Raw genomic sequence first — 25,425 nt, forward strand, 5'->3', positions numbered from 1 at the left:
CCCGGAGGCGAACCGAGCCGCAAGAAATCAGCAGCTAGAAGCCGCGCGTCCGCTTGGCCGCGCGGCGCCGGCCCGCCGCCGCCGGGCTGCGCAGGAACAGCCGGGCCAGCTCACCGCCCAGGTTCACCCCGATCGCGATCGCCAGCGCCAGCGCCGCCGCCCTCGCCAGCGAGGCGAAGCCCTCGTCCATGTTGTTCTGCGCGATGTGCAGCACACCGAAGTACGTGGCGCTACCCGGCAGCAGCGGACCGATCGCCGCCGTCACATACGGCAGTGACGAGGTGTGCTGCACACGGGCCAGCAACTGCCCGAACAGACCGACCAGACCGGCCGCCACCGCCGTGGCCATCACCGAGGAGCCACCGGCCGTCACCGCGATCGCCGCGTAGACCACCCAGGCCACTCCGCCGTTGACGGCCGCGATCAGCACAGTGGAACGATCCTGCTGGAGCAGTACGGCGAAGGTCAGACACAGCACCATCGACGCCAGGATCTGCACCACCGGCCGTTCGACGATGCTCAGCGACCCCTCAGGACTGAGGTTCGCCTCGAACTGCACGCCCACGTACAGCACCGTGAGCACCCCGACGACGATCGCCACGAAGAAGTAGGCGACCTCCAGCAGCCGGGCCGACGCGGTGATGTAGAAGCCCGTCAGCCCGTCCTGCACCGCCGCCACCAGAGCCCGTCCCGGGATCAGCGCGAACAGCCCACCCGTGATGACCGCGGACGGCCGCAGGTCCGCGTGGAGCGCACTGAGCGCCACCCCCATCCCGGCCGGCGGCATCGCCGCCACCACGAACTGGTAGAACTCCGGCAGCCCGCGCCCCGCGCACAGCCACGCCAGCCGGTCGCCCAGCATCGCGCCGACCGCCGCCGCCACGAACACCAGCGGGCCACCGCCGACCAGCACGGACGCCGAGCCGGCGAGGATGCCCGCGGCGAGCGTGAGGACCCAGCCGGGGTACGGATGCCGGTTCCTGCGGATCTCGGCGAGCCGCCGGTACGCCTCGTCGAGCCGGACCTCGTGGTCCTCGGCGCTGATGTCGGCGACCAGCTGGTAGACGGCGGTCAGCCGGGTGTAGTCGGTGCCCCGGCGCCGTACCGTCCGGTTCGCCGTCACCGGATCGTCGACGAGCGACGGCTGGTACGTGATCGACAGCAGCGTGAAGGTGACAGTGGGCTCGCAGGTCTCGAGCCCGTACGAGCTCGTGATCGCGAGCATCGCCGCCTCGACGTCCTCGGCGCCCTCACCGCCCGCGAGCAGCAGCTCGCCGATACGCAGCGTCAGGTCGAGCACGCGCGGTACCGCGGGCCCCGACTCGTCGTGCCGCTGGACGGGCTCCGGCACCGGCCGCTCGCCCACCGGGATCCGCAGCATCGTGCGCATCCGGTCCTGCCAGGGCGCGTCCTTGGAGAGCTGGACCACCGGAATGCCGTACGCCGGGGTGAAGACCGGCGGGGACTCCTTCGCGCGGTACGTCGCCGGCGGGGCGAACGCGCTGCCCTCGGGCTCGGCGGGGGGCTCCGTCGACAGTCCTTCGGGAACGGCGAACTCGGAGGACGGATGGTCCTCCTCGGACGGGCCGGGCTGCTCGACACCCTCCGGCGGGGCGAAGGCGCTGTGCGCCTCGTCCGACTGCGGCTTCCGGTCCTCAGCAGGACCTTCGGGCTCCGCCACCACCGCTACTCCCGACTCCTCCGTCGTCGCGTCCGTCGTCACGTCCGCTGTTCCGTCACGCTCCGGCTGCGGCCAGTATGCGACGGGCGGTGCACCCCCCGCTGGGGTGCACCGCCCGTCGTACCGGAAAGGGTGGTCAGTGAGCGCCGCCCTGCGCCTCCAGGCGCTTGAAGGAGGCCTCGATCTCGGCCTCGGCCTCGGCGCGGCCGACCCAGTTGGCGCCCTCGACCGACTTGCCGGGCTCCAGGTCCTTGTAGACCTCGAAGAAGTGCTGGATCTCCAGGCGGTCGAACTCGGACACGTGGTGGATGTCGCGCAGGTGCTCCACACGCGGGTCGGAGGCCGGGACACAGAGCAGCTTGTCGTCGCCGCCGGCCTCGTCCGTCATACGGAACATGCCGATGGCGCGGCACTTGATCAGACAGCCGGGGAACGTCGGCTCGTCCAGGATGACCAGGGCGTCCAGCGGGTCGCCGTCCTCGCCGAGGGTGTTCTCGACGAAGCCGTAGTCGGCGGGGTAGCTGGTCGAGGTGAAGAGGCGACGGTCCAGACGGATCCGGCCGGTCTCGTGGTCCACCTCGTACTTGTTCCGCGACCCCTTCGGGATCTCGATGGTGACGTCGAACTCCACGGGTGGCACTCCTCCATGATCAACACATATGTAGGTGACGCTGTGTCCGGCGAACCCGCCGGGGTGCCATGCTCGCGGCAGGGCGCAGTGATTAAGTGTCCCCTACGCAGCTGTGTGATCGCGAAAGGGGCTGGGTCAGTCGTGCCCGACCAGAGAACTTGGCAGCTCACGGCCGGTGCGGCCGCGGTCGGTCTCGCCGTCGCGGCCGGGGCGGTGGCCGCGGCCGGCCCCTGGGACTCCGGTCAGCGTACGGCCGAGCGTGACCGGGTCGCCGCTCTGAGCCCCACAGGTGGCGCACATCACCAGGCGCCCGCGCCCGCGCCTGCCGAGGCCGACGGGCCCGCACCCGCCCCCAGCGCCCCGGGAGTACTCGCCGCACCTGCCGCCCCCGTGGCCGCACCGGCCCCCGCGCCGCTCGCGAAGGCCATCGAGCCGCTGCTCCGGGACCCCAAGCTCGGCCCCGTCGTCACCGCCTCCGTCATCGACGTCTCCAGCGGCAAACAGCTGTACGGCAAGGGCCAGGGCACCCTCATGACCCCCGCGTCCACCATCAAGATCGCCACGGCGGCCGCCGCCCTGTCCGCCAGGGGACCCGCCCACCGCATCCCCACCACGGCCGTGGCAGCCCCCGACTACAGCGCGATCACCCTGGTCGGCGGCGGTGACCCCACCCTCGACATGGCCCGTCTGCGCACCCTGGCCGACTCCACCGCGCAGGCCCTGCGCGAACACGGCGTCAGCACGATCCGGCTGTCGTACGACACCTCGCTCTACAGCGGCCCCGTCCGGCACCCCATAGGGAGCAACGACAACATCGCCCCGGTCAGCCCCCTGATGATCAACGAGGGCCGGCTCGACGACTCCACCAGCGGCCCGGCGCCGCGCGGCGCCGACCCGGCCCGCGACACCGCCGCCGCGTTCCTCGGGATGCTCGGCGTACGCGGCATCAACACCGAGGCGGGCCCCGTCCCCGGCAAGGCCCCGGTCAAGGGGGTCCCCGTCGGGAAGACCCTCTCGGCACCCCTGTCCGCGCTGGTCGAACGCACGCTGACCAACAGCGACAACGACATCGCCGAGGCGCTGGCCCGGCAGACGGCGATCGCGGGCGGCCGTCCCGCGAGCTTCGCGGGCGCCCAGGCCGCCGTCACCGAACGGCTCAAGCGGCTGAAACTCCCCGCGGGCAAGGCGGTGTTCGCCGACGGCAGCGGACTGAACCGCGGGGACAAGGTCTCCGCGACCCTCCTCACCGCCCTGCTCGCCCGCGCGGCGGACCCCGCCCACCCCGAACTCCGCCCCGTCCTCACCGGCCTCCCGGTCGCCGGCTTCACCGGCACCCTCACGGGCCGCTCCGAAGCCCGCAGCGCCGGTCTCGTCCGCGCCAAGACCGGCAGCCTCACCGGAGTCGACACCCTCGCGGGCACCGCCGTCTCCTCCGACGGCCGCCTCCTCGCCTTCGCCTTCATGGCCGGGCGCACCCCCGCCTACGGCGCGGGCCGCCCGGCGCTGGACCGCATGGCATCGGCGCTGATCCCGTAAGACCAGGGCCGGGCTCGTCTTACGGCTGGGGCTCCGGCCCGAGGCCCGTGGCGGGGGGACCGCGGCGGGAGCCGGAGCGACTCGCGGCCGGTCCAACGGCCGTGGTGTGGGGCGACAGCCGACCGCGGGCGGGCTCTTCAACGTACGGTTGACGCATGACGAGCATCGGTGGTGCCGAGATGGTCGACTGGAACCTCGCGGTCGCGACCGCGACCCGACTCGTGCGGCCGGGTCCCGACGTCAGCCGGGACGAGGCGCGGGCCGTCGTCGCCGAGCTGCGGCGGCATGCCAAGGCGTCCGAGGAGCACGTCCGGGAGTTCACCCGGATGATCCCCGACGGGCATCGGCCCGAGGACACCCCCGTCCTCGTCGTCGACCGGCCGGGCTGGGTGAAGGCCAACGTCGCGGGCTTCCGCGAGCTGCTGAAGCCCTTGCTGGACAAGATGCAGGAGCGCCGCGCCGGCACCCCCGGCGGGTCCGTGCTCGGCGTCGTCGGCGGCAAGGTCACCGGCGTCGAGCTGGGCATGCTCCTGTCGTTCCTGGCCTCCCGCGTCCTCGGGCAGTACGAGACCTTCGCGCCGCCCAGCCGCGAGCTGCCCGGTGCCCCCGGCAGCGGCGGCCGGCTGCTGCTCGTCGCGCCGAACATCGTCCACGTCGAGCGCGAAATGGACGTCGCCCCGCACGACTTCCGGCTCTGGGTCTGCCTCCACGAGGAGACACACCGCACCCAGTTCACCGGCGTGCCCTGGCTGCGCGACCACCTGGAGGGCGAGATCCAGTCATTCCTCACCGAGACCGACGTGGACCCGATGACGGTCCTCGAACGGCTGCGTGAGGCTGCCCAGTCGCTCGCCGGAGGCCGCCCCGAGGGCGAGGAGGACGAGGGCCGCTCCCTCGTGGAGATCGTCCAGACACCGGAGCAGCGCGAGATCCTCGGCCGGCTGACCGCCGTGATGTCCCTGCTCGAAGGCCACGCGGACTTCGTCATGGACGGCGTCGGCCCCCAGGTCGTGCCCTCCGTCAGCGAGATCCGGGAGAAGTTCCAGCAGCGCAGGGCCCGCGGCGCCTCACGGCTCGACACGGCGCTGCGCAAGCTGCTCGGACTCGACGCGAAGCTGCGCCAGTACCGCGACGGCGAGCGCTTCGTGCGGGCCGTCGTCGGGCAGGTCGGCATGGACGGCTTCAACCGCGTCTGGACGTCGCCCAACACCCTTCCGACCAAGGCGGAGATCGCCGAACCGGCGGACTGGGTCGCGCGAGTGCACCGTAAGGCAGACTGAGGAAGGGCATACGGCCCACGGCAGAAGGATGCCCTCGTAATCACCCATCCGAGGGACCGTGGGCGATGGGTAGGCGTGCAATGCTCGGGGAACGGCCCGGTTCTGTCACCATCGACGCACTCTGAGTGACCGATCCTCCTCCGTCCCGACTCCGACCGAGGCACCCCAACTCCACGAAGGGCACCGGACATGGGTCCCCATCCTGCGGTCGCGGCGATACGCCTGGCGGTCCGCCGCGTACTCCACGACGTACTCAACGAACTGAACGAGATCCCCCGCCCCGCCACCGGCCGCCCCGGCACGCTCCGCCCCGGAACGCTCCACACCGGACAGCGGGCCACCGCCGGACCGCTCGCGACGGCCGAGCGCCCCCTCGTCCTCGTCGCCTGCTCCGGCGGCGCCGACTCCATGGCGCTCGCGTCCGCCCTCGCCTTCGAGGCCCCCAAGCTCTCCGTGCGCGCCGGCGGCATCACCGTCGACCACGGACTTCAGACCGGCTCCGGCCTCCGCGCCGCCGAGGTCGCCGCCCGCCTCACCGCCCTGCGCCTCGACCCGGTCGAGGCCATCGCCGTGAGCGTCGGCCGCGACGGCGGACCCGAGGCCGCGGCCCGCGACGCCCGCTACGCCGCCCTGGACGAGGCCGCCGACCGCCTCGGCGCCGCCGCGGTGCTGCTCGGCCACACCCGCGACGACCAGGCCGAGACGGTCCTGCTCGGCCTCGCCCGCGGCTCCGGCATCCGCTCGCTCTCCGGCATGGCCGCCGTGTCCCCATCCGGCCGCTACCGCCGCCCCTTCCTCCAGCTCGACCGGCAGACCGCCCGCAAGGCGTGCCTCGTCCAGCAGCTGCCCGTCTGGGACGACCCGATGAACGCCGACCCCGCGTACACCCGCTCGCGGCTGCGCCACGAGGGCCTGCCCGCCCTGGAGAAGGCGCTCGGCAAGGGCGTCGTCGAGGCGCTCGCCCGTACCGCCCAGCTCTCCCGCGACGATGCCGACGCCCTGGACGCCTGGGCCGCCGACGTGGACGCGTCCGTACGCGACGACGCCGGTCTCCTCGACTGCGCGAAGCTCTACGCCCTGCCCCCCGCGGTGCGCCGCAGGGTGCTCCGCCGCGCCCTGGTCGCAACCGGTTCACCTGCGGGTTCGCTCTTCGCACGGCACATCGAGGAGGTCGAGCGGCTGATCACCGGCTGGCGCGGCCAGGGGGCCATCAACCTGCCCGGCCGGGTCGAGGCACGCCGCCAGGGTGGCAGACTGGTCATTCGGCAAGGCTGAGCCGGCCGAGCCGGTTGCGGGCAAGCGGGCCGAGAAGCCGAGACAGAAAGCGACGCGGGTGAACGAGAAGGACATGGGCGCCGACCTCAAATCGGTCCTCATCACCAAAGAAGAGATCGACGCGAAGCTGGCAGAGCTGGCCGCGAAGATCGACGCGGAGTACGCGGGCAAGGACCTGCTCATCGTCGGAGTCCTCAAGGGCGCCGTGATGGTGATGGCGGACCTGGCGCGTGCGCTGTCCACCCCCGTCACGATGGACTGGATGGCCGTCTCCTCGTACGGCGCCGGCACCCAGTCCTCCGGTGTGGTCCGCATCCTCAAGGACCTGGACACCGACATCAAGGGCAAGCACGTCCTGATCGTCGAGGACATCATCGACTCGGGGCTGACCCTGTCCTGGCTGCTGTCGAACCTGGGCTCGCGCGAGCCGGCGTCGCTCGAGGTCTGCACGCTGCTGCGCAAGCCGGACGCGGCCAAGGTCGCGATCGACGTGAAGTGGATCGGATTCGACATCCCGAACGAGTTCGTCGTCGGATACGGCCTGGACTACGCCGAGAAGTACCGCAACCTCCCGTTCGTGGGCACGCTCGCCCCGCACGTCTACGGCGGCTGAACCCGGCGGCCCGGGCACGGGAACCAGGACCGTCTTCCCGCCGTTGGAGCATGGGAAGGCGGTCCCGGGTGACAATGCTGGGGTACCTTCCGAAGAACAGTCTTTTCAGTTGAGTCTCATAGCAGCATTTACCTACGGGCAGGAGGGACGGAGCGACACCGCTCCGTATGGATGGACGTGAAGCGATACTTCCGTGGGCCGGTCATGTGGATCGTGCTGGCCGTCCTCGCCGTGGTCGTGCTGATGCAGGTCGTCGGCTCGTCGGGCGGCTACAAGACGGTGGACACCGCCGAGGTTGTCCAGGCGATCGACAAGAACCAGGTCGAGCAGGCCAAGCTGACCACCGGTGACGAACAGGTCATCAAGATCGAGCTGAAGGACGGCCAGAAGGTCGACGGCAGCGACAAGGTCCAGGCGAGCTACATCGGCGACCAGGGCGTCGCGCTCGCCGACAAGCTGCAGCAGAAGTACGACGCGGGTCAGATCGAGAAGGGGTACACGGTCTCGCCCGAGCGGCAGAGCCCGTTCCTCTCGGTGCTGCTCTCGCTGCTGCCCTTCGTCCTCATCGTGGTCGTCTTCCTGTTCCTGATGAACCAGATGCAGGGCGGCGGCTCCCGGGTGATGAACTTCGGGAAGTCCAAGGCCAAGCTCATCACCAAGGACACCCCCAAGACCACCTTCTCCGACGTCGCGGGCGCCGACGAGGCCGTCGAGGAGCTCCACGAGATCAAGGAGTTCCTCCAGGAGCCGGCGAAGTTCCAGGCCGTCGGTGCCAAGATCCCCAAGGGCGTGCTGCTGTACGGCCCGCCCGGCACGGGCAAGACGCTCCTCGCGCGCGCCGTCGCGGGTGAGGCCGGCGTCCCGTTCTACTCGATCTCCGGTTCCGACTTCGTCGAGATGTTCGTCGGTGTCGGTGCCTCGCGCGTCCGCGACCTCTTCGAGCAGGCCAAGGCGAACGCCCCGGCGATCGTCTTCGTCGACGAGATCGACGCGGTGGGCCGCCACCGCGGCGCCGGCCTCGGCGGCGGGCACGACGAGCGCGAGCAGACGCTCAACCAGCTGCTCGTCGAGATGGACGGCTTCGACGTCAAGGGCGGCGTCATCCTGATCGCCGCCACCAACCGCCCGGACATCCTCGACCCGGCGCTGCTGCGCCCCGGCCGCTTCGACCGGCAGATCGCTGTCGACCGACCGGACATGCAGGGCCGCCTGGAGATCCTCAAGGTCCACCAGAAGGGCAAGCCGGTCGCCCCGGACGTCGACCTGTCCGCCGTCGCGCGGCGTACGCCCGGCTTTACCGGTGCCGATCTGTCGAACGTGCTGAACGAGGCCGCCCTGCTGACGGCCCGCAGCGACAAGAAGCTGATCGACAACCACTTCCTGGACGAGGCGATCGACCGCGTCGTGGCGGGCCCGCAGAAGCGGACCCGGATCATGTCCGACAAGGAGAAGAAGATCACCGCGTACCACGAGGGCGGACACGCCCTGGTGGCGGCGGCCTCTCCGAACTCGGACCCGGTCCACAAGATCACGATCCTGTCCCGCGGCCGTGCCCTGGGCTACACGATGGTGCTCCCGGACGAGGACAAGTACTCGACCACGCGCAACGAGATGCTCGACCAGCTGGCCTACATGCTGGGCGGCCGCGCGGCCGAGGAGCTCGTCTTCCACGACCCGACGACGGGCGCGGCGAACGACATCGAGAAGGCCACGACCACCGCCCGCGCGATGGTCACGCAGTACGGCATGACCGAGCGGCTCGGCGCCATCAAGTTCGGTGGCGACAACAGCGAGCCGTTCCTGGGCCGTGAGATGGCGCATCAGCGCGACTACTCGGAAGAGGTCGCGGCGCTGGTCGACGAAGAGGTCAAGAAGCTCATCGAGACCGCGCACAACGAGGCCTGGGAGATCCTCGTCGAGAACCGCGACGTCCTCGACAACCTGGTCCTCGCGCTGCTGGAGAAGGAGACCCTCGGCAAGGAGGAGATCGCCGAGATCTTCGCCCCGATCGTGAAGCGTCCGGCCCGCCCGGCGTGGACCGGCTCCTCGCGGCGCACGCCGTCGACCCGCCCGCCGGTGCTCTCCCCGAAGGAGCTGGCGCTGACCAACGGCGCGGCGAACACCACAGCCAACGGGACCGCGGGTTCGTCGGCCGGCGCGGTGACGGATGTCACCAAGTCGGCGGCCGAGTCGGTCCAGGAGGAGCGACCGGAGGCCTGACCAGGCATTATCCGGCTCCGACCAACGCGGTGCCGGAATGAACGCCGCACCTCCCGGGTTCTAGCCTGGGAGGTGCGGCGTTTTTTCGCGACGATTTCACGCCATAGCCGCTGCGGCGCCATGGCAGAGCACAGGAACGAGGCAGCACAGATGACCGACCCGGTGACGCTGGACGGCGAGGGGACGATCGGCGAGTTCGACGAGAAGCGCGCCGAGAACGCCGTACGTGAACTCCTCATCGCGGTCGGCGAAGACCCGGACCGCGAGGGCCTGCGGGAGACGCCGGGCCGGGTGGCCCGGGCGTACAAGGAGATATTCGCGGGGCTGTGGCAGCGTCCCGAAGAGGTGCTGACGACGACGTTCGACCTGGGCCACGACGAGATGGTGCTGGTGAAGGACATCGAACTGGTCAGCTGCTGCGAGCACCACCTGGTCCCGTTCAGGGGCGTCGCCCACGTGGGCTACATCCCGTCGACCACCGGCAAGATCACCGGCCTCTCCAAGCTGGCCCGCCTCGTCGACGTCTTCGCCCGCCGGCCGCAGGTGCAGGAGCGGCTGACGACGCAGATCGCGGACTCGCTGATGGAGATCCTGGAGCCGCGCGGCGTGATCGTCGTCATCGAGTGCGAGCACATGTGCATGTCGATGCGCGGCATCCGCAAGCCGGGCGCCAAGACGATCACCTCGGCGGTGCGGGGCCAGCTGCGGGACGTCGCGACACGCAACGAGGCGATGAGCCTGATCATGGCGCGATAGTCGGATCGCCTTGTCGGCAGTGCCCGCTACGGTCCCGGTCAGTGGAGTCGACCGCTGATCAGGGAGTCGTCGTGGGGCATGGTCTTCCGAGCAAGCAGACAGTGAACCTTGCCGAGGGTCGTGACCAGGCGAGAAATGTTCAGGTCGGTGACCAACTGCGGAGCCTGGCGGGGGACCGAGCCGTGCACACAACCGTCACTTCCGTGACGGCGGCCAAGACACGCACGGTGGTGGAACCGTGGTGAGCCGGCACCGCATGGGCTACGCCGTCGGGACGTGGCCGTTGTCCTCGTCCTCGGGGAGCTTGCAGACGCGCTCCATGAAGAACGCCGCCGCGATCACGGCCAGGCCGGCCACGACCGCGAAGCCGGCGTAGATGACCTGGTCGCGGCGGGCGGGGATGTCGAGGAAGCCCAGCAGATAGACGCCCGCGCCGCCGTACATCCCGCTGACGAGCGCGGCGACCAGCGCGCTGGCCTGGCCGAAGACAACCGCGCGGGCCGCCATCAGGGGCTCGACGCCCTTCGCGTCGGGGCGGCGCTCGCGCTGGGCGCGCAGGCGGGCGCGCAGCGACAGCGCGGTCGCCGCCAGCACCGCCGCGATCGCCGCGAGGACGATCGGCGCGGCCAGCGGCACGCTCGGCAGTGTGCCGAACGAGTCCCACAGCCGCGCCCCGCCCCACGACAGGACCCCGGCCACCACGAAGAGCCCGGCCAGTACTCCGAGCCGAAGTTGCTTCACCGTCTGTCCTTCGTGTCCGTGTCCGACCGCCGCCCTGGTGACTCTGAAGAGCCTAACGACTACTCGGGCAGCCGGAGTTCCAGGTCCGCGCGTGGCACGACACCTTCCCGGCCCACGCCTACCAGCAGCTCGGCGACCGGGCCGCGGCCGGGCAGCTGGGCCTCCGGCTCGACGTCGTACCAGGGGACGAGGACGAAGGCGCGCTCATGGGCGCGGGGGTGCGGCAGCGTGAGGACGGGGTCGTCCGAGATCACCTCGGCGTAGGCCACGATGTCCACGTCGATCGTCCGCGGCCCCCAGCGCTCCTCGCGCACCCGGTCGAACGCCTCCTCGATCGCCTGGCCGCGCTCCAGCAGGGAGCTGGGCGGCAGCGTGGTCTTCACGACCACCACCGCGTTCAGGTACGACGGCTGGGAGCCGGGCTCGACGCCCCACGGCTCCGTCTCGTAGACGGGCGAGACGGCCCTGACCCGCACGCCCGGCGTGTCCTCCAGGGCGTCGATCGCGCCCTGGAGCGTCTCCAGCCGGTTGCCCAGGTTCGCGCCGAGCGCGATCACGGCTCGCTTGGGGTTCGACAGGGTGGTGTCCGCTGCGTCCACCTGCTCGACCACGGAGGCCGGCACCGGCTGCACGGTGGGGTCGCTCATCATCGTCATCGGCTCCGGGTGATCGTGATGGTCACATCGTCGAAGGGGACGGTGATCGGGGCGTCCGGCTTGTGCACGACGACCTCGACCTCCTGGACGCCCTCGTGCTTGAGGCACTGCTGGGCGATGCGCTCCGCCAGCGTCTCGATCAGGTCGACGGGCTCGCCCTGGACGACGTCGACGACCTCCTCCGCCACCACTCCGTAGTGCACGGTCTTCGCCAGGTCGTCGTCGGCCGCCGCGGGGCGGGTGTCGATGCAGAGCACCAGATCGACGATGAAAGTCTGGCCCTCCTCCCGTTCCCGGGGGAAGACGCCATGGTGCCCGCGGGCCTTGAGGCCGCGCAGCGCGACACGATCCACGCGAATCACTCCTGCTGTCGTTGGTCCTGCGCGCAGGCGGCCGCGTGCGGACGGCAGCGGTGCGCTGGTTCGAATCTACCTGCGGGCGCCGACAGGGCTCGCCCACGGGGGCTATGGACAACGGCCTCTACGACTGGTAGCGGCGCCTACCCGACAACCGTGAAAACGAACCCCTACCGGCCTGTTTGCCCAGTCATGAGAGCGACTCGTCGTCCTGTTCCTCATCGGATTCGGCCAGGACGGGTGAACCGTGATGTGACCAGATTCTCCAGCCGTCGGGTGTGCGGCGGAACACATTCGTGGCCACCACCAGCTGTCCGACGAGCGGTCCGAGCTCGCCGGCCTCCTCCGCGGGCCCGCCACTGAGGATGTTCTCGGTGCAGGTCACGAGGGCCGTGTCGCCGGCCACGCTCACCCGCACATCCGTGAGGAAGAACTGGATGTACTCGGTGTGGGACATGATGAGCGCGTACGAGCGCAGCACCTCGCCCCGCCCGGAGAGCACCGGCCAGCCCGGGTGCACGCAGGAGATGTCGTCGTCGTTCTCGCCGTCCAGCCAGAGCTCGGAGATCCCGTCGAAATCGCCGCGCTCCATGGCCTCGTAGAACGCGGTGTTGGCCTCCTCGACCGCCTCCACGTCGGTACGGGCGCTCACTGTGCCCTTCCGTTCACCGCTCCGCCCGCGGGGCGCGAGGGTGTGGCCGTCGTGGTTGTCTGCGGGTCGGTGGCCTCGCGTGCGTCGCTCACTGTGCCCTTCCGTTCGCTTCTCCGCCCACTCGGCGCAGCGGTGTGGCCGTCGTGGTTGTCTGCGGGTCGGTGGCCTCCCGTGCGTCGCTCACTGTGCCCTTCCGTTCGCTTCTCCGCCCACTCGGCGCAGCGGTGTGGCCGTCATGGTTGTCTGCGGGTCGGTGGCCTCGCGTGCGTCGCTCACGACGCTCCCTCGACGGCCCTGGCGACCCGTACGGCGTCAGCGGTGGCCCGTACCTCGTGGACCCGGACGGCCCAGGCGCCCTCGTGGGCGGCGATCGCGGAGACCGCGGCGGTGGCCGCGTCGCGCTCGCGCGCGGGCGGCGGGGTGGCGGCGCCCTCGGCGAGCACATGGCCGAGGAACCGCTTGCGGGAGGCGGCGACCAGCAGCGGGCGGCCGAGCGCGCGCAGCTCGGCGAGGCGGGCGATGAGCGCGAGGTCGTGCTCGGCCCGCTTGGCGAAGCCGAGGCCGGGGTCGACGACGAGCCGCTCGGCGGCGATGCCTCCCGTGATCACGGCGTCCATGCGGTCGCGCAGCTCGGCGACGACTTCGGCGACGACGTCCCCGTACACCGCCCGGCTGTTCATGTCCTCGCTGAAGCCGCGCCAGTGCATGACGACGAACGGCACCTCCGCGGCGGCCACCGCCGGGACCATCTCCGGGTCGGCGAGGCCGCCGGAGACGTCGTTGACCAGTACCGCGCCCGCGGCGACCGCCTGCGCGGCGACCGAGGCGCGCATGGTGTCGACGGAGACGGCGACGCCCTCGGCGGCCAGGCCCCGGACGACGGGGATGACGCGGCGCAGCTCCTCGTCCTCGTCCACGCGGGTGGCGCCCGGCCGGGTGGACTCGCCGCCGACGTCGATGAGGTCGGCGCCCTCGGCGACGAGGTCGAGGCCGTGCTTGACCGCGGCCGTGGTGTCGAACCAGCGGCCCCCGTCGGAGAAGGAGTCCGGCGTCACATTGACGACTCCCATGACCGCACAGCGGTCCCACTCCGGCAGGCCCGTGGCCGTGCCCCGTCCGCGCAACGACGTACTCATGCGTCCAGCCTAGGCCCGTGAGCGGCCGGTCACGCCGCCCGGACCTCGTGCTCCGGGGCGGTGGCCGGGCGGATGTGGGCGCAGGGGCGTGTGGCGCGGGCCCTCCGGCGGCGGAAGGGGCGGGGCAGGGCGAGGGTCACGAAGCCCTCCGCCTGCATCGCGGCGAAGCCGATCCGCGGCAGGTCCCGGGTGTTGCGGAAGACCACGAAGCGGGGCTCCCAGCGGGGCCGGAACTTGGCGTTGAACTTGTACAGGGACTCGATCTGGAACCAGCGGGAGAGGAAGACCAGCAGCCCGCGCCAGGTCCGCAGGACCGGTCCTGCACCCAGCTTCTCGCCGCGCGCGAGGGCCGAGCGGAACATCGCGAAGTTGAGCGAGACCCGCTCGATGCCGAGCCGGGGGGACGCCTGCAGGGCGGCGACGATGAGCAGCTCGTTCATGCCGGGGTCGGCCGAGCGGTCGCGGCGCATCAGGTCCAGGGACATGCCGTCCGTGCCCCACGGGACGAAGTGGAGGACGGCCTTCAGGTCGCCGTGCGGGCCCGGCTCGCCGTCGTCGGCCTTGTGCGCCGTGGCGATGACGCTGTCGCCGTCCGAGGGGTCGCCGATCCGGCCGAGGGCCATGGAGAAGCCGCGCTCGGTCTCCGTACCGCGCCAGTCCTCGGCGGCGCGGCGTATCCGCTCCAGTTCGCCGTCGGAGAGGTCACGCACGCGGCGGACGCGGGTCTCGTAACCGTTCCGCTCGATGCGCTTGACCATCTGGCGCACATTCCGCATCGCGCGCCCGCTGAGCGAGAAATCCGCGACGTCCACCACCGCCTCGTCGCCTAGTTCGAGGGCGTCGAGGCCGGTCTCCCGGGTCCACACCTCGCCTCCGGTCTCGGAGCAGCCCATGACGGCGGGGGTCCAGGAGTGGGCCCTGGCCTCGTCCATGAAGCGCTCGATCGCGCCGGGCCAGGCTTCGACGTCGCCGATCGGGTCGCCGCTGGCGAGCATCACGCCGGAGACGACGCGGTAGCAGACGGCGGCCTTGCCGCTGGGCGAGAAGACGACGCCCTTGTCGCGGCGGAGCGCGAAGTGGCCGAGTGAGTCGCGGCGGCCGTGCCGGGCGAGCAGCTCGCGCAGCCGGGCCTCGTCGTCCTCGGTGAGCCGGGCGGCCGGCAGTTCGGGGCGGAGGGCGAGGTAGATGGTGGTGACGGCGGTGAGCAGGCCGAGGGCGCCGAGCGAGTAGCCGACGGTCCAGTCGACGCCGCCGCGGTAGCCGATGGGGCCTTCCAGTCCGAAGAGCCCGACCAGGACGTGTTCGAGGCGGTCGCTGAGGCTGGGGCTGCCGACGACCTTGTACGGGTGTGCGCTGACGATGACCAGGCCGAGGCCGATCGAACCGGCGCCCATCAGCACGAAGTTGGCGAGCGCAAGCCAGCGGCTGCTCGGGTCGGGCAGCGCGGCGAACTGGCTGCGGTGGCGCAGCAGCAGCGCGAGCAGGATCAGCGAGAGCAGGACGCCGATGACGGAGTGGCGGTAGGCGAACTGGGCGATCGCGCCGGCCGGCAGCAGGACGACGGCGGCCCGCCAGGCGCGCCGCTTGTGCCGCTTGAGGCCGTGGGCGAGGAGCAGGAGCAGGACGCCGACGCTGAGCGAGAGCGCGGCGGCGAACGGGCCGAGTGCGCCGGGGAGTACCTCGGCGAAGGCGTGCATCCGGCTGTGCCGGAAGCGGGGGAAGACGCCGGCGGCGATGTCGATCAGGCCGATGAAGGTGCAGGCCGTGCCGACCAGAGCGGGTACGGATTCGGCGCGGGGACCACTGAGGATCCGGCGTACCCGAACCGGAACCAGCCCCGACTTATCCCCATCTATCGTGACAGACATCGCTTCCCGTGGCTCCGAGAGAGATCGTGGAGTCCTGGGCCGCAGAACAGGCGGCTCGGACAATTTGCGCCCTCTAGGACGGCGCTTCACGGGAGCGGGTTCATTCCCTCTCGGGAAATTCTCACGTTCACCCCGCACGGAAGTGGCTCGATCTCCTCATGGGTCTCACCAGCAACACCGTTCTGGCGCTGGCCGTACTGGCCGCCGTGGCCTTCTTCGCCGCGACGATCTGGCTGTGGCCGCGGCTCGCCGCCCGCCGTCCGCGGGCGGTCATCGGCAGGGTGGGGCTGCTGCTCGCGACCCAGCTGGCGCTCTTCGCCGCGCTCGGGCTCGCCGCGAACAAGTCCTTCCTCTTCTACGGCTCCTGGGCCGATCTGCTCGGCCGGGAGCAGGAGATGGGCGTGGTCGTGGACCACTCGGCGGACAGCAAGGACATCAAGGTGGTCTCCACCCAGCGTCCCGACGTGCCCGGAGGGACCCGCCCCGCTGCCGCGGGACAGATCCAGAAGGTCGTGATCGCGGGCGGGAAGTCGGGCATCACCAGCCCGGCGTACGTCTATCTGCCGCCGGAGTACTTCCAGCCGGCGTACGCGAAGAAGACCTTTCCCGCGGCGGTCGTGCTGACCGGCTATCCCGGCACGGCGGAGAACCTGCTCAAGGGCCTCAAGTACCCGAGAACGGCGCACCAGCAGGCCAAGAACGGGAAGATGCAGCCGATGATCCTGGTGATGCTGCGGCCGACCGTGGCACCGCCCCGGGACACCGAGTGCGTCGACATCCCGGGCGGGCCGCGGACCGAGACGTTCTTCGCCGACGATCTGCCGGCCGCCGTCTCGGAGACGTACCGGGTCGGCACCAAGCCGCGGAACTGGGGCTTCATGGGGAACTCGACCGGTGGCTACTGCGCGTTGAAGATCGCGCTGCACCACCCGGACCGGTACGCGGCGGGCGCGGGCCTGTCGGCGTACTACAAGGCCGCCGAGGACGTGACCACGGGCGACCTCTTCCAGGGAGACAAGAAGGCCCGCAACCGGGCGGACCTGCTGTGGAGCCTGGACCATCTGCCCCAGGGGCAGAGCTCGTTCCTCGTCACCACGTCCCGGCACGGGGAAGGAAACCTGAAGGGGACGCTCGACTTCATCCGCAAGGTGAAGGCTCCCGCGCGTGTCTCGTCGATCACCCTCGACAGCGGCGGGCACAACTTCAACACCTGGAACCGGGAGATCGCGCCCGCGCTGGTGTGGCTGAGCGGCCGCCTCAGCGCCGTGTGACCACTCTGCGCGGTGTGACCGCTCAGCGCGGTGCGACCGGTCAGCGCGGTGTGACCGTGTCCAGTTCCACTTCCGTACGGGGGATGTCCTGCGCGTCCGCGTCGATGGAACGGCGCAGCGCCTCGTGCAGCCGGGCCGGGGTCAGCACACCGAGGAAACGTCCCTTCTCGGCACGGTCGATGACCGCGATCCAGCCCGCGTCGTGCTGGAGCATCGTGGCGAACGCCTGCTTGAGCGAGGCGCCCACGGGCAGCCACGCCTCCATCCGGCGGGCGCGGTCCCGTACGGACACCTTGCCGCCGAGAGCCGGGCCGGGGACGGGACCGGTGGGCTCGGCGGCCTGCTCGGCGGAGATCCAGCCGTGCAGATTGTCCTCGGCGTCGAGGACGACCGCCCAGCGCGCGCCGAGGTCGCGGGGCAGCGGGTCGTCGAGGTGCACCACCGGCGGCTGTTCGAGGTCGCCCTCCTCGATGGGTGTGACGGACAGCCGCTTCAGCCCGCGGTCGGCGCCGACGAACTCCGCGACGTACGGCGTGGCAGGGGCGCCGAGGACGGCCGCCGGGGCGTCGAACTGCTCGATCCTGCCCTGTCCGTAGACGGCGATGCGGTCGCCGAGCCGCACGGCCTCCTCGATGTCGTGGGTGACGAAGAGGACCGTTTTGCGCACGGCGGCCTGGAGCCCCCGGAACTCGCTCTGGAGGTGGTCGCGGACGACCGGGTCGACCGCGCCGAACGGTTCGTCCATCAGCAGGACCGGCGGGTCCGCCGCGAGCGCCCGTGCGACGCCGACCCGCTGGCGCTGACCGCCGGAGAGCTGGTCGGGATAGCGGTCGCCGTACGTCCTCGGGTCCAGGCCCACGAGGTCGAGGAGCTCGGCGGCGCGAGCCCGGGCCTTCGGGCCCTTCCAGCCGAGCAGATGGGGAACGGTGGCGGTGTTCTCCAGCACGGTCTTGTGGGGGAAGAGCCCCACCTGCTGGATGACGTAGCCGATGTGGCGGCGCAGTTCGACGGGGTCGGCGGCGGATATGTCCTGGCCGTCGAGGAATATCCGGCCGCTGGTGGGCTCGATGAGCCGGTTGACCATCTTCATCGTGGTCGTCTTGCCGCAGCCGGAGGGTCCGACGAGCGTGACCAGTTCGCCCGCGGTGACCTCGAAGGAGAGATCGTCGACGGCCGTGGTGCCGTCCGGGTAGCGCTTGGTGACGTGCTCGAATCGGATCATGCGCCCATTGTGGCGGGTGGTGGCGGGGCATGTGTGAAGGGCGTGTTGCCGGAACGCGAAGCTCCTCGGCGATTGTCAGTGGCGGGGGATAGGGTCGGTTTCCGGTCGGCCTCGGGTCGAACAAGTTTTGCGACGTACCGAACAGAGGGACGGGGGTGGGGCGATGGCGGGCCAGAACTGCCTGGTGACGAACGACTGGATCTGCGGCGAATATCTCCGTTCCCGCAGCCAGGAATTGGCCGACGCGACGGTGCAGCACATCTGGATCACGGCGGTCTCGGTGCTGATCGGGCTGGCGGTCGCTTTCCCGCTGGCGCTGCTCGCCCGGCGCAGCCCCCGGCTCACCGGCCCGGTGCTCGGCCTGACGACGCTGCTCTACACGATTCCGTCACTGGCGATGTTCTCGCTGCTGCTGCCGTTCTTCGGGCTCTCCGCCGCCCTGGTGATCACGGGCCTGGTGCTGTATTCGCTGACGATTCTCGTGCGGAACATACTGGCGGGCCTGGAAGCCGTTCCGCAGGAGGCGCGTGAGGCGGCGCGCGGCATGGGGTACGGACCGGCCAGGCTGCTGTGGGAGGTCGAACTCCCGCTCGCGCTCCCCGCGCTGATGGCGGGCCTGCGCATCGCCACCGTGTCGACGGTCGCGCTCACGACGGTCGGCTCGATCGTCGGCCGCGGCGGCCTCGGCAATCTCATCGAGGACGCGCTGCCCAGCTTCTTCAAGGCCCAGGTGCTGACGGCCTCGGTGCTCTGCGTGCTGCTGGCCGTCGCCGCCGATCTGCTGCTCCTGGGCGTGCAGCGCCTGCTCACGCCCTGGACCCGAATACGGACACGGGCCGCGGCCGCGGCCCCGGGGGCCCGCTGATGGACGTACTGGCCAAGAGCTGGACCTGGCTCACCACCGGCGCCAACTGGTCGGGGGAGAGCGGCGCGTGGCACCGGCTCGGAGAGCATCTGTACGTGAGCGGGGTCGCCATGGCGCTGGCCTGCGCGGTCGCCCTGCCGCTCGCCCTGTACCTGGGGCACGTCGGCCGCGGTGGAGCCCTCGCCGTCAACATCTCCAACGCGGGCCGGGCCATTCCGGTCTTCGCGGTGCTCGCCCTGTTCATGGTCACGCCGCTGCGCAGCGCCGGATACGTCCCGACGATCATCGCGCTGGTGCTGTTCGCCGTGCCGCCGCTGCTGACCAACGCCTATGTGGGGATGCGGGAGGTGGACCGGGCCGTCGTGGAGGCCGCGCGCGGCATGGGGATGTCGGGCCGGCAGCTCTTCGTCCGGGTCGAGCTGCCGCTCGCGTACCCGATGGTGATGACCGGGCTGCGCTCGGCAGCCGTCCAGGTCGTCGCCACCGCGACGATCGCGGCGATGGTCGGCCAGGGCGGCCTCGGCCGGATCATCACGGCCGGTTTCAACACGTACAACACGCCTCAAGTGGTCGCGGGCGCCCTGCTCGTGGCCGTGCTCGCCCTGCTGGTGGAGGCGGTGCTGGTGCTGGTCGACCGGCTGTGCAGTCCGCTGCGTCTCCTGCGTCCCCAGCGCTCCCTGCGGAAGACCGTGTGACCACTCACTCACTTGGATGGTGAACCTCATGAGCAAGACCTCGCGCATCGCGGGTGCAGTGCTGGGCGTCGTGGGCCTTGTCGGCTCGCTCGCCGCGTGCGGCGGCGGCAGCCTGGAGCAGGAGAAGAGCGGCTCCGCCGGCACGGCCGGGAAGCCGAGCAGTGCCGAGAAGGGCACGCTCGTCGTGGGCGCCGCGGCGTTCACGGAGTCCAAGGTGCTCGCCGAGCTCTACGCACAGGTGCTGGGCGACGCCGGTTACCGCACGTCGGTCACGACCGTGAAGAACCGGGAGCTGTACGAGCCGTCGCTGGAGAAGGGCGAGATCGACGTCGTACCGGAATACGCGGCGACGATCGCCGAATTCCTCAACGCGAAGGTGAACGGGCCGAAGGCGCCCGAGGAGAAGCCCGTCGCCTCCAGCGATGTCGCCGCCACCGTCGCCGGGCTGCAGAAGCTCGCCGAACCGCTCGGTCTGAAGGTGCTGCCCGCGGGCGAGGCGGTCGACCAGAACGCCTTCGCGGTGAGCAAGGAATTCGCCGAGAAGAACAAGCTCAAGACCCTTTCCGATCTTGGAAAGTCGAAGCTGAAGGTCAAGATCGCGGCCGGGGACGAGTGCGAAGTCCGGCCGTTCTGCGCGCCCGGTCTGAAGAAGACCTACGGCATCGATGTGGCGGGCGTGGATCCGAAGGGCGTCGGCACCCCCCAGGCCAAGCAGGCCGTCAAGGACGGTGAGGACCAGCTCGTGCTGACCACCACCACCGACGCCACGCTGGAGAGTTTCGGACTTGTTCTGCTGGAGGACGACAAGAAGCTCCAGAACGCGGACAACGTGCTGCCGGTGCTCAATGCCGAGGACGCGGGCGCGCAGGAGATAGCCGACGCCCTCGGCAAGCTCACCGGAGCGCTGACGACGCAGGACCTGGTGGAGCTGAACCGGAAGGTGGACGCGGAGCGGGCGAAGCCGCAGGACGTCGCGAGGGAGTATCTCGCCGCGAAGGGCCTGATCAAGTAGTTCCGATCAAGGACCGGCCGGAAGCGGAAGCGGAGGGGCGGTAAGTGGAGGGGCGGTAAAGGGAGTCGGCCCGTGGCTCGAACTGACCAAGAGATTGCCGGGCCGACCCCCCAATCGTCATCTACGCACGGTAAATTTCAGGCCATGCCACGTGGACGCCATCGCCATTCCCCACCTCTGCACCGGCTCCTGCAGCCCTCCGCGGTCGCCGGAGCTTCGGTTCTCTGTGCCGCCGGCGCCTGGCTATTCGCTGATCCCGTCGTGCTCCGCACCCTGGTCGCCGCGGCCGCGGCAGCCGCGGTCACCGGCGCGGTGCTCATGCGCGGCTGGGACCGGAGCGCGGGCCGCCGCGTCGCCGAGCTCACCCGCCTCCGCGCCAGCGACGCCTGGAAGACCGAGGAGCGCATAGCCGAGCTGGAAGCCGATCTCGACGAATCCCGTGAGCTGCGCACCAAGCTGGATGCGAAGCTCCGCACGAAGCGGGTCGAGCTGGCGGCGCTGCGCAACGAGCACGCCTCGCTGCTGCGCCGGTACGCGAACGCCGAGACCGAGCGGGCCAGCGCGCTGGAGGGCCGTCGCCGGCTCGCACTGGAGGCCGCAGCGCCCAAGGAGCTGCCGCCCGCCGGTTCGACGCCGACGCCCTCCGCCTATCTGCGCGCCGCCAAGGCCCTGGAGGACCTGTCGCGCAACGTCGCGGCGCAGCAGGCGAGGCGCACCGTCGAGGAGGCCCGCAAGCGCGATCTCGCCGAGCGGGCACGGGAGGCGGACGAGCCGCAGGGGAAGCACGCGGCGGCCGCCGGGGGAGAGCAGCACGCCCGCCCGTCGTCCGCCGCCCCCGCACTCCCCGCGCTCCCGGCCAGGACGCCGGTGCCGATCGCCGCGGCGATCGTTCCGTACACCGCGCGCCAGGCTCCGCGCCCGCTGGGGGGCTTCGACTTCTTCGGCACGCAGGGTGGCACCCAGGGCGGCACGCAGGGTGGTACCCCGAGCGGTGGACAGGACGGCGCCCGGCGCGGTCAGGGCAGCCGGAGGGCGCCCGTCGCGGCGATCGAGTCCGAGGACCTGGCGGACGTCGTCGGTGAGGAGGCGCTGGCCGAGGCCGGTGCCGACGGGGTCGGTGCGGTGATCGACCTGACCGCGCACGACGAGACCGAGCAGCTGGACGTCGCCGAGCTGCGCAGCGCGATCTCGTAGCCGCCGCACGGACCGCCCGGCTCCGCCCGCTACTTGCGCCCGGCTCCGGCCGCTACTTGTCGATGTCGCCGACGACGAAGAACAGCGATCCCAGGATCGCCACCATGTCGGCGACGAGCGTGCCGGGCAGCAGCTCGGTCAGCGCCTGGATGTTGTTGTACGACGCGGAGCGGAGCTTGAGGCGGTACGGCGTCTTCTCGCCCTTGGACACCAGGTAGTAGCCGTTGATGCCGAGCGGGTTCTCGGTCCAGGCGTACGTGTGGCCCTCGGGGGCCTTCAGCACCTTCGGCAGGCGCTGGTTGACCGGCCCCGGGGGCAGCTCGGCGAGCCGGTCCAGGCAGGCGTCCGCGAGTTCGAGCGCGTTGTGGGTCTGCTCCAGCAGGCACTCGAAGCGGGCCAGGCAGTCGCCCTCGGTCCGGGTGACGACCTTCAGGGTGTCCTGCAGTTCGCCGTACGCCAGGTACGGCTCGTCGCGGCGCAGGTCGAAGTCGACGCCCGAGGCGCGGGCGATCGGCCCGGAGACCCCGTAGGCGTGCGCGGTCGCCGGCGTCAGGACGCCGATGCCGCGGGTGCGCCCGCGGAAGATCTCGTTGCCGAGGACGAGCCGGTCGTACACGTCCATCCGCGACCGCACGTCGGCGACCGCCTGCCGTGCCCGGCCCGTCCAGCCCGCGGGCAGGTCCTCCTTGAGGCCGCCGACCCGGTTGAACATGTAGTGCATCCGGCCGCCGGAGATCTCCTCCATGACGGTCTGGAGCTCCTCGCGCTCCCGGAATGCGTAGAAGACCGGGGTGATTCCGCCCAGTTCCAGCGGATACGACCCGAGGAACATCAGGTGGTTGAGCACCCGGTTCAGCTCGGCGAGGAGCGTACGCATCCACACCGCGCGCTCCGGCACCTCCATGCCGAGCATGCGCTCGACGGCCATGACGACCCCGAGCTCGTTCGAGAAGGCGGACAGCCAGTCGTGCCGGTTGGCCAGCATCACGATCTGCCGGTAGTCGCGCGCCTCGAACAGCTTCTCCGCGCCCCGGTGCATGTACCCGATCACCGGCTCGGCCTGCTGAATGCGCTCACCGTCCAGGACCAGCCGGAGCCGGAGCACGCCGTGGGTGGAGGGGTGCTGCGGGCCGATGTTCAGCACCATGTCGGTGCTCTCCGCCGCGCCGCCGATGCCGATCGTCGTCTCCGTCATGGGCGACAGTATCCCTCCCTGGCGCGGACGCCGGCGGCCCGGGCCGAGGGGCGGACCCGGTCCCCGCTCGCTCCGTGCCGCAACGGCCCCGCCGCACGGCCCGCCGCGGGCGTCAGGACGGTGGCGGGACCGGCTGGAGGAGCCAGGTGAAGTCGCCGAGGCCGCCGCGGGCGGTCAGCTCCGCCGCCTCACCCGCCGCCGACAGCGCCCGCACGTACGCCGCCGGGTCGGACGACGCCAGCGCCAGCGGCGGCCGGGTCCCGGACACCCCCAGGCGCCCGAGCGCCTCCCGCTGGCTGACCAGCGCGGCTCCGGCTCCGGTTCCGGGGCCGAGGCCGATGCCGGTCCCGGCCTCGGTCCTGGTCCCGGCTCCGGCCCGCGCGCCCGCGTCCGTCCCCACCCCCGCGGCGCACGCGTCCAACGCCACATGCGCCGTGATGTCGCAGCTGCCGTCCGGCACCGGCCGCACCTCCCGCCCCTCCCGGAACCCGGCCAGCGTGCCGTACGGCGGCCGCGCCCCCGCCCGGTGCGCATAGTCCACCGCCACGGCGAGCCCCGCGCCGAGGCTCGCCACGGCCTCCGCCCACGCCTCGTCCCGCGCCCGGCCGATCTCCCCCCGCGTGCCCGGCCCGGTCAGCGGCCACCAGCGCTCCAGCCACTGCGCGTCCGCCCCGCCCGCCGGCACCGGTTCCCCGAGGCGCTCCTCGCCGTCCGCCGGGCGCACCAGGACGTACCGGGCCGTCCCCGTCTCGTCCGCCTCCACGACCTCCACCGGGACGTTGTCCAGCCACTCGTTGGCGAAGAGGAGGCCGGTCACCCCGGCCGGCGGTCGGTCGGTCCATGCGATGCGCTGGTCGAGCCCCGCGGGCCGGCCGGCGGCGCGCTCGACGGCGTACGCCCGTACCGCACGCCCGTCCGGGTCCGGCAGCCTCCCGTCGGGCAGCGCGGCGAGCACCCCCGTCAGCAGCTCTCCGCGCCCCGCCCCCATGTCCACCAGCGCGATCTCGGGGGCGTCCGGCAGCGACTCCGCGGTCTCGGCCAGCAGCCGGGCGACGGCGGCGGCGTACAGCGGCGAGGCGTGCACCGACGTACGGAAGTGCCCGGCCGGCCCCTCCGGCCGCCGGTAGAAGCCGCCGGGCCCGTACAGCGCGCGCTCGGTCGCCTCCCGCCAGAGGACCCACTCATCGGCCCCGACCGCTGTCGTGTTCGTCACGCGAGCCAGTCTCCCCTGTGCCTCCACCTTGCGGAGTAGGCGCCCGCCGACCGGATCGACCCTCCGGTTGACCCTTGCACCTTTCCGTTGTCCCTACGCTGGGTTACGTGCAGCGTCTCTACGACTTCATCCGCAGGCACCCGACGGGCGTCGACACCTTCTGGGCCGTCGTCCTCTTCGGGTTCTCCATGCTGTGGGCCGTCCAGGAGAACGCGAACGCCGGCAACGAGCCCCGGGTCGCCGCGGCCGTCATCGTCTTCCTGCTCAGCCTGAGCGTCGCGCTGCGACGCCGCGCACCGGAGAAGATGCTGCTGCTCGTGGCCGCCGTGGGCATCGCCCAGCTGGCGCTGGACATCAAGGTCAACGCCGCAGACTTCGCGATGCTCGTCCTGATCTACACGGTCGCCGCGCACGACGGCCCCCGCTGGGCCTCGCGGCTGGCGTTCGCCGGCGGGCTCTCCGCCGCCACGCTCTCCCAGATCCGCTGGCCGGTCGAGGACACCGGCATCGGCGGCCAGATCTTCTTCACCATCGTCATGAGCGTCCCGTTCGCCCTGGCCTGGGTGCTCGGTGACTCGCTGCGCACCCGCCGCGCGTACTTCGCCCAGCTGGAGGAGCGCGCGTCGCGGCTGGAGAAGGAGCGCGAGGCACAGTCCAAGGTCGCCGTCGCCGCCGAGCGCGCCCGGATCGCCCGCGAGCTGCACGACGTCGTCGCGCACAACGTCTCGGTGATGGTCGTGCAGGCCGACGGCGCCGCCTACGTCCTGGACGCCGCCCCCGACCAGGCCCGGCAGGCCCTGGAGACGATCTCCACCACCGGCCGCCAGGCGCTCGCCGAGATGCGCCGGCTGCTGGGAGTGCTGCGCACCGGCGACGCCCCGGAGAGCGGCGAGTACGTGCCGCAGCCCGACGTCGAGCAGATCGAGGACCTGGTCGAGCAGGTGCGCACGGCCGGCCTCACCGTCGACTTCAAGATCGAGGGCACCTCGCGCCCGCTGCCCAGCGGCGTGGAGCTCACGGCGTACCGGATCGTCCAGGAAGCCCTCACCAACACCCGCAAGCACGGCGGCCCGAACGCGGGCGCCAGCGTCCGGCTGGTGTACTTCGACGACGGGCTCGGCCTGCTTGTAGAGGATGACGGCCGGGGCGCGGCGCACGAGATGTACGAGGACGGCGGCGCCGACGGCAGGGGCCACGGCCTGATCGGCATGCGCGAGCGCGTCGGGATGGTCGGCGGCACGCTGGACGCCGGGCCGCGGCCCGGCGGCGGGTTCAGGATCAGCGCCCTGCTCCCGCTCAAGCCCGCCTGACCGGCCCCACCGACCCGCCACCGCCCGCCACTGACCGGCCCCACCCA

23 protein-coding genes are annotated in these 25,425 nt (G+C 71.5%); 12 read left to right on the plus strand and 11 right to left on the minus strand.

Going from position 1 to position 25,425, the window contains the following annotated elements:
- Nucleotides 1–34 precede the first annotated feature (34 nt).
- Both KK483_RS20050 and KK483_RS20055 read right to left on the minus strand, forming a co-directional pair.
- Complete coding sequence (locus KK483_RS20050) at nt 35–1,684, minus strand: threonine/serine exporter ThrE family protein (protein ID WP_262009612.1); 1,650 nt, start codon at nt 1,682–1,684, stop codon at nt 35–37.
- 133 nt (nt 1,685–1,817) lie between these two features.
- The gene (locus tag KK483_RS20055; protein WP_017949744.1) at nt 1,818–2,312 is read right to left on the minus strand and encodes an inorganic diphosphatase; all 495 of its coding nucleotides are present in this window, start codon (nt 2,310–2,312) and stop codon (nt 1,818–1,820) included.
- A 141-nt stretch (nt 2,313–2,453) separates the two neighbouring features.
- Between KK483_RS20055 and dacB the strand changes: the two genes are divergently transcribed.
- From dacB to folE, 6 genes are all read left to right on the plus strand, one after another.
- Entirely contained in the window at nt 2,454–3,848 is a 1,395-nt protein-coding gene (gene dacB / locus KK483_RS20060) for a D-alanyl-D-alanine carboxypeptidase/D-alanyl-D-alanine-endopeptidase (protein ID WP_262006587.1), read from the plus strand.
- Between the two features lie 155 nt (nt 3,849–4,003).
- Nucleotides 4,004–5,128 carry a zinc-dependent metalloprotease gene (locus KK483_RS20065; protein ID WP_262006588.1) on the plus strand — a complete coding sequence of 375 codons (1,125 nt, stop codon included), beginning with the start codon at nt 4,004–4,006 and terminating at the stop codon, nt 5,126–5,128.
- Between the two features lie 189 nt (nt 5,129–5,317).
- Nucleotides 5,318–6,403, plus strand: a complete 1,086-nt coding sequence (gene tilS, locus KK483_RS20070; protein WP_262006589.1) for a tRNA lysidine(34) synthetase TilS — start codon at nt 5,318–5,320, stop codon at nt 6,401–6,403.
- 73 nt (nt 6,404–6,476) lie between these two features.
- Entirely contained in the window at nt 6,477–7,016 is a 540-nt protein-coding gene (hpt, locus tag KK483_RS20075) for a hypoxanthine phosphoribosyltransferase (RefSeq protein WP_093660903.1), read from the plus strand.
- Nucleotides 7,017–7,187: 171 nt separating this feature from the next.
- Entirely contained in the window at nt 7,188–9,236 is a 2,049-nt protein-coding gene (gene ftsH / locus KK483_RS20080; RefSeq protein WP_262006590.1) for an ATP-dependent zinc metalloprotease FtsH, read from the plus strand.
- 150 nt (nt 9,237–9,386) lie between these two features.
- Nucleotides 9,387–9,992 carry a GTP cyclohydrolase I FolE gene (folE, locus tag KK483_RS20085; RefSeq protein WP_262009613.1) on the plus strand — a complete coding sequence of 202 codons (606 nt, stop codon included), beginning with the start codon at nt 9,387–9,389 and terminating at the stop codon, nt 9,990–9,992.
- A gap of 261 nt (nt 9,993–10,253) precedes the next feature.
- On the opposite strand, the gene KK483_RS20090 is transcribed toward folE, so the two are convergent.
- From KK483_RS20090 to KK483_RS20115, 6 genes are all read right to left on the minus strand, one after another.
- Nucleotides 10,254–10,733 (minus strand): DUF3180 domain-containing protein, encoded by a 480-nt coding sequence (locus KK483_RS20090; RefSeq protein WP_262006591.1) that lies wholly within the window; start codon nt 10,731–10,733, stop codon nt 10,254–10,256.
- A gap of 59 nt (nt 10,734–10,792) precedes the next feature.
- Nucleotides 10,793–11,380 (minus strand): 2-amino-4-hydroxy-6-hydroxymethyldihydropteridine diphosphokinase, encoded by a 588-nt coding sequence (folK, locus tag KK483_RS20095; protein ID WP_262009614.1) that lies wholly within the window; start codon nt 11,378–11,380, stop codon nt 10,793–10,795.
- Between the two features lie 5 nt (nt 11,381–11,385).
- Nucleotides 11,386–11,742 carry a dihydroneopterin aldolase gene (gene folB / locus KK483_RS20100; RefSeq protein ID WP_242329055.1) on the minus strand — a complete coding sequence of 119 codons (357 nt, stop codon included), beginning with the start codon at nt 11,740–11,742 and terminating at the stop codon, nt 11,386–11,388.
- 193 nt (nt 11,743–11,935) lie between these two features.
- Entirely contained in the window at nt 11,936–12,397 is a 462-nt protein-coding gene (locus KK483_RS20105) for a nuclear transport factor 2 family protein (RefSeq protein ID WP_262006592.1), read from the minus strand.
- 272 nt (nt 12,398–12,669) lie between these two features.
- Nucleotides 12,670–13,533, minus strand: a complete 864-nt coding sequence (gene folP / locus KK483_RS20110; protein ID WP_262006593.1) for a dihydropteroate synthase — start codon at nt 13,531–13,533, stop codon at nt 12,670–12,672.
- A gap of 29 nt (nt 13,534–13,562) precedes the next feature.
- Nucleotides 13,563–15,401, minus strand: a complete 1,839-nt coding sequence (locus tag KK483_RS20115) for a phosphatidylglycerol lysyltransferase domain-containing protein (RefSeq protein WP_262006594.1) — start codon at nt 15,399–15,401, stop codon at nt 13,563–13,565.
- A 158-nt stretch (nt 15,402–15,559) separates the two neighbouring features.
- Between KK483_RS20115 and KK483_RS20120 the strand changes: the two genes are divergently transcribed.
- On the plus strand, nt 15,560–16,672 hold the full coding sequence (locus KK483_RS20120) for an esterase family protein (RefSeq protein ID WP_262006595.1): 1,113 nt from the start codon (nt 15,560–15,562) through the stop codon (nt 16,670–16,672).
- 40 nt (nt 16,673–16,712) lie between these two features.
- Here KK483_RS20120 and KK483_RS20125 read toward each other — a convergent pair whose 3' ends face one another.
- Nucleotides 16,713–17,894 (minus strand): ABC transporter ATP-binding protein, encoded by a 1,182-nt coding sequence (locus tag KK483_RS20125; RefSeq protein WP_262006596.1) that lies wholly within the window; start codon nt 17,892–17,894, stop codon nt 16,713–16,715.
- Between the two features lie 163 nt (nt 17,895–18,057).
- Between KK483_RS20125 and KK483_RS20130 the strand changes: the two genes are divergently transcribed.
- The 4 genes from KK483_RS20130 to KK483_RS20145 all read left to right on the plus strand — a co-directional run bounded on the left by KK483_RS20130 (nt 18,058) and on the right by KK483_RS20145 (nt 21,660).
- Nucleotides 18,058–18,759 carry an ABC transporter permease gene (locus KK483_RS20130; protein WP_262006597.1) on the plus strand — a complete coding sequence of 234 codons (702 nt, stop codon included), beginning with the start codon at nt 18,058–18,060 and terminating at the stop codon, nt 18,757–18,759.
- Nucleotides 18,759–19,454, plus strand: coding sequence for an ABC transporter permease (locus KK483_RS20135; protein ID WP_262006598.1), 696 nt, complete (start codon nt 18,759–18,761; stop codon nt 19,452–19,454). The genes KK483_RS20130 and KK483_RS20135 overlap by 1 nt, the downstream gene beginning before the upstream one ends.
- A 28-nt stretch (nt 19,455–19,482) precedes the next feature.
- On the plus strand, nt 19,483–20,466 hold the full coding sequence (locus KK483_RS20140) for an ABC transporter substrate-binding protein (protein ID WP_262006599.1): 984 nt from the start codon (nt 19,483–19,485) through the stop codon (nt 20,464–20,466).
- Nucleotides 20,467–20,610: 144 nt separating this feature from the next.
- A complete protein-coding gene (locus tag KK483_RS20145) occupies nt 20,611–21,660 on the plus strand; it encodes a hypothetical protein (RefSeq protein WP_262006600.1) in 1,050 nt (349 codons plus the stop codon).
- A gap of 52 nt (nt 21,661–21,712) precedes the next feature.
- On the opposite strand, the gene KK483_RS20150 is transcribed toward KK483_RS20145, so the two are convergent.
- Both KK483_RS20150 and KK483_RS20155 read right to left on the minus strand, forming a co-directional pair.
- Nucleotides 21,713–22,855 (minus strand): NADH-quinone oxidoreductase subunit D, encoded by a 1,143-nt coding sequence (locus KK483_RS20150; protein ID WP_262006601.1) that lies wholly within the window; start codon nt 22,853–22,855, stop codon nt 21,713–21,715.
- A gap of 112 nt (nt 22,856–22,967) precedes the next feature.
- Nucleotides 22,968–24,068 carry an SAM-dependent methyltransferase gene (locus KK483_RS20155; protein WP_262006602.1) on the minus strand — a complete coding sequence of 367 codons (1,101 nt, stop codon included), beginning with the start codon at nt 24,066–24,068 and terminating at the stop codon, nt 22,968–22,970.
- Between the two features lie 107 nt (nt 24,069–24,175).
- On the opposite strand from KK483_RS20155, the gene KK483_RS20160 reads away from it, so the two are divergent.
- Nucleotides 24,176–25,378, plus strand: coding sequence for a sensor histidine kinase (locus KK483_RS20160; protein WP_262006603.1), 1,203 nt, complete (start codon nt 24,176–24,178; stop codon nt 25,376–25,378).
- Nucleotides 25,379–25,425 lie beyond the last annotated feature (47 nt).

Origin of the sequence: Streptomyces sp. FIT100, from assembly GCF_024584805.1 — a bacterium.
Classification (GTDB): domain Bacteria; phylum Actinomycetota; class Actinomycetes; order Streptomycetales; family Streptomycetaceae; genus Streptomyces.

What these genes read in the sequence shown, in the direction of transcription:
- KK483_RS20150 (WP_262006601.1), bottom strand. Translation starts at nt 22,855, where the DNA reads ATGACGGAGACGACGATCGGCATCGGCGGCGCGGCGGAGAGCACCGAC.
- tilS (WP_262006589.1), top strand. Translation starts at nt 5,318, where the DNA reads ATGGGTCCCCATCCTGCGGTCGCGGCGATACGCCTGGCGGTCCGCCGC.
- KK483_RS20130 (WP_262006597.1), top strand. Translation starts at nt 18,058, where the DNA reads ATGGCGGGCCAGAACTGCCTGGTGACGAACGACTGGATCTGCGGCGAA.
- KK483_RS20145 (WP_262006600.1), top strand. Translation starts at nt 20,611, where the DNA reads ATGCCACGTGGACGCCATCGCCATTCCCCACCTCTGCACCGGCTCCTG.
- folP (WP_262006593.1), bottom strand. Translation starts at nt 13,533, where the DNA reads ATGAGTACGTCGTTGCGCGGACGGGGCACGGCCACGGGCCTGCCGGAG.
- KK483_RS20115 (WP_262006594.1), bottom strand. Translation starts at nt 15,401, where the DNA reads ATGTCTGTCACGATAGATGGGGATAAGTCGGGGCTGGTTCCGGTTCGG.
- ftsH (WP_262006590.1), top strand. Translation starts at nt 7,188, where the DNA reads ATGGACGTGAAGCGATACTTCCGTGGGCCGGTCATGTGGATCGTGCTG.
- KK483_RS20065 (WP_262006588.1), top strand. Translation starts at nt 4,004, where the DNA reads ATGACGAGCATCGGTGGTGCCGAGATGGTCGACTGGAACCTCGCGGTC.
- KK483_RS20135 (WP_262006598.1), top strand. Translation starts at nt 18,759, where the DNA reads ATGGACGTACTGGCCAAGAGCTGGACCTGGCTCACCACCGGCGCCAAC.
- hpt (WP_093660903.1), top strand. Translation starts at nt 6,477, where the DNA reads ATGGGCGCCGACCTCAAATCGGTCCTCATCACCAAAGAAGAGATCGAC.
- folE (WP_262009613.1), top strand. Translation starts at nt 9,387, where the DNA reads ATGACCGACCCGGTGACGCTGGACGGCGAGGGGACGATCGGCGAGTTC.
- KK483_RS20125 (WP_262006596.1), bottom strand. Translation starts at nt 17,894, where the DNA reads ATGATCCGATTCGAGCACGTCACCAAGCGCTACCCGGACGGCACCACG.
- KK483_RS20140 (WP_262006599.1), top strand. Translation starts at nt 19,483, where the DNA reads ATGAGCAAGACCTCGCGCATCGCGGGTGCAGTGCTGGGCGTCGTGGGC.
- folK (WP_262009614.1), bottom strand. Translation starts at nt 11,380, where the DNA reads ATGAGCGACCCCACCGTGCAGCCGGTGCCGGCCTCCGTGGTCGAGCAG.
- KK483_RS20120 (WP_262006595.1), top strand. Translation starts at nt 15,560, where the DNA reads ATGGGTCTCACCAGCAACACCGTTCTGGCGCTGGCCGTACTGGCCGCC.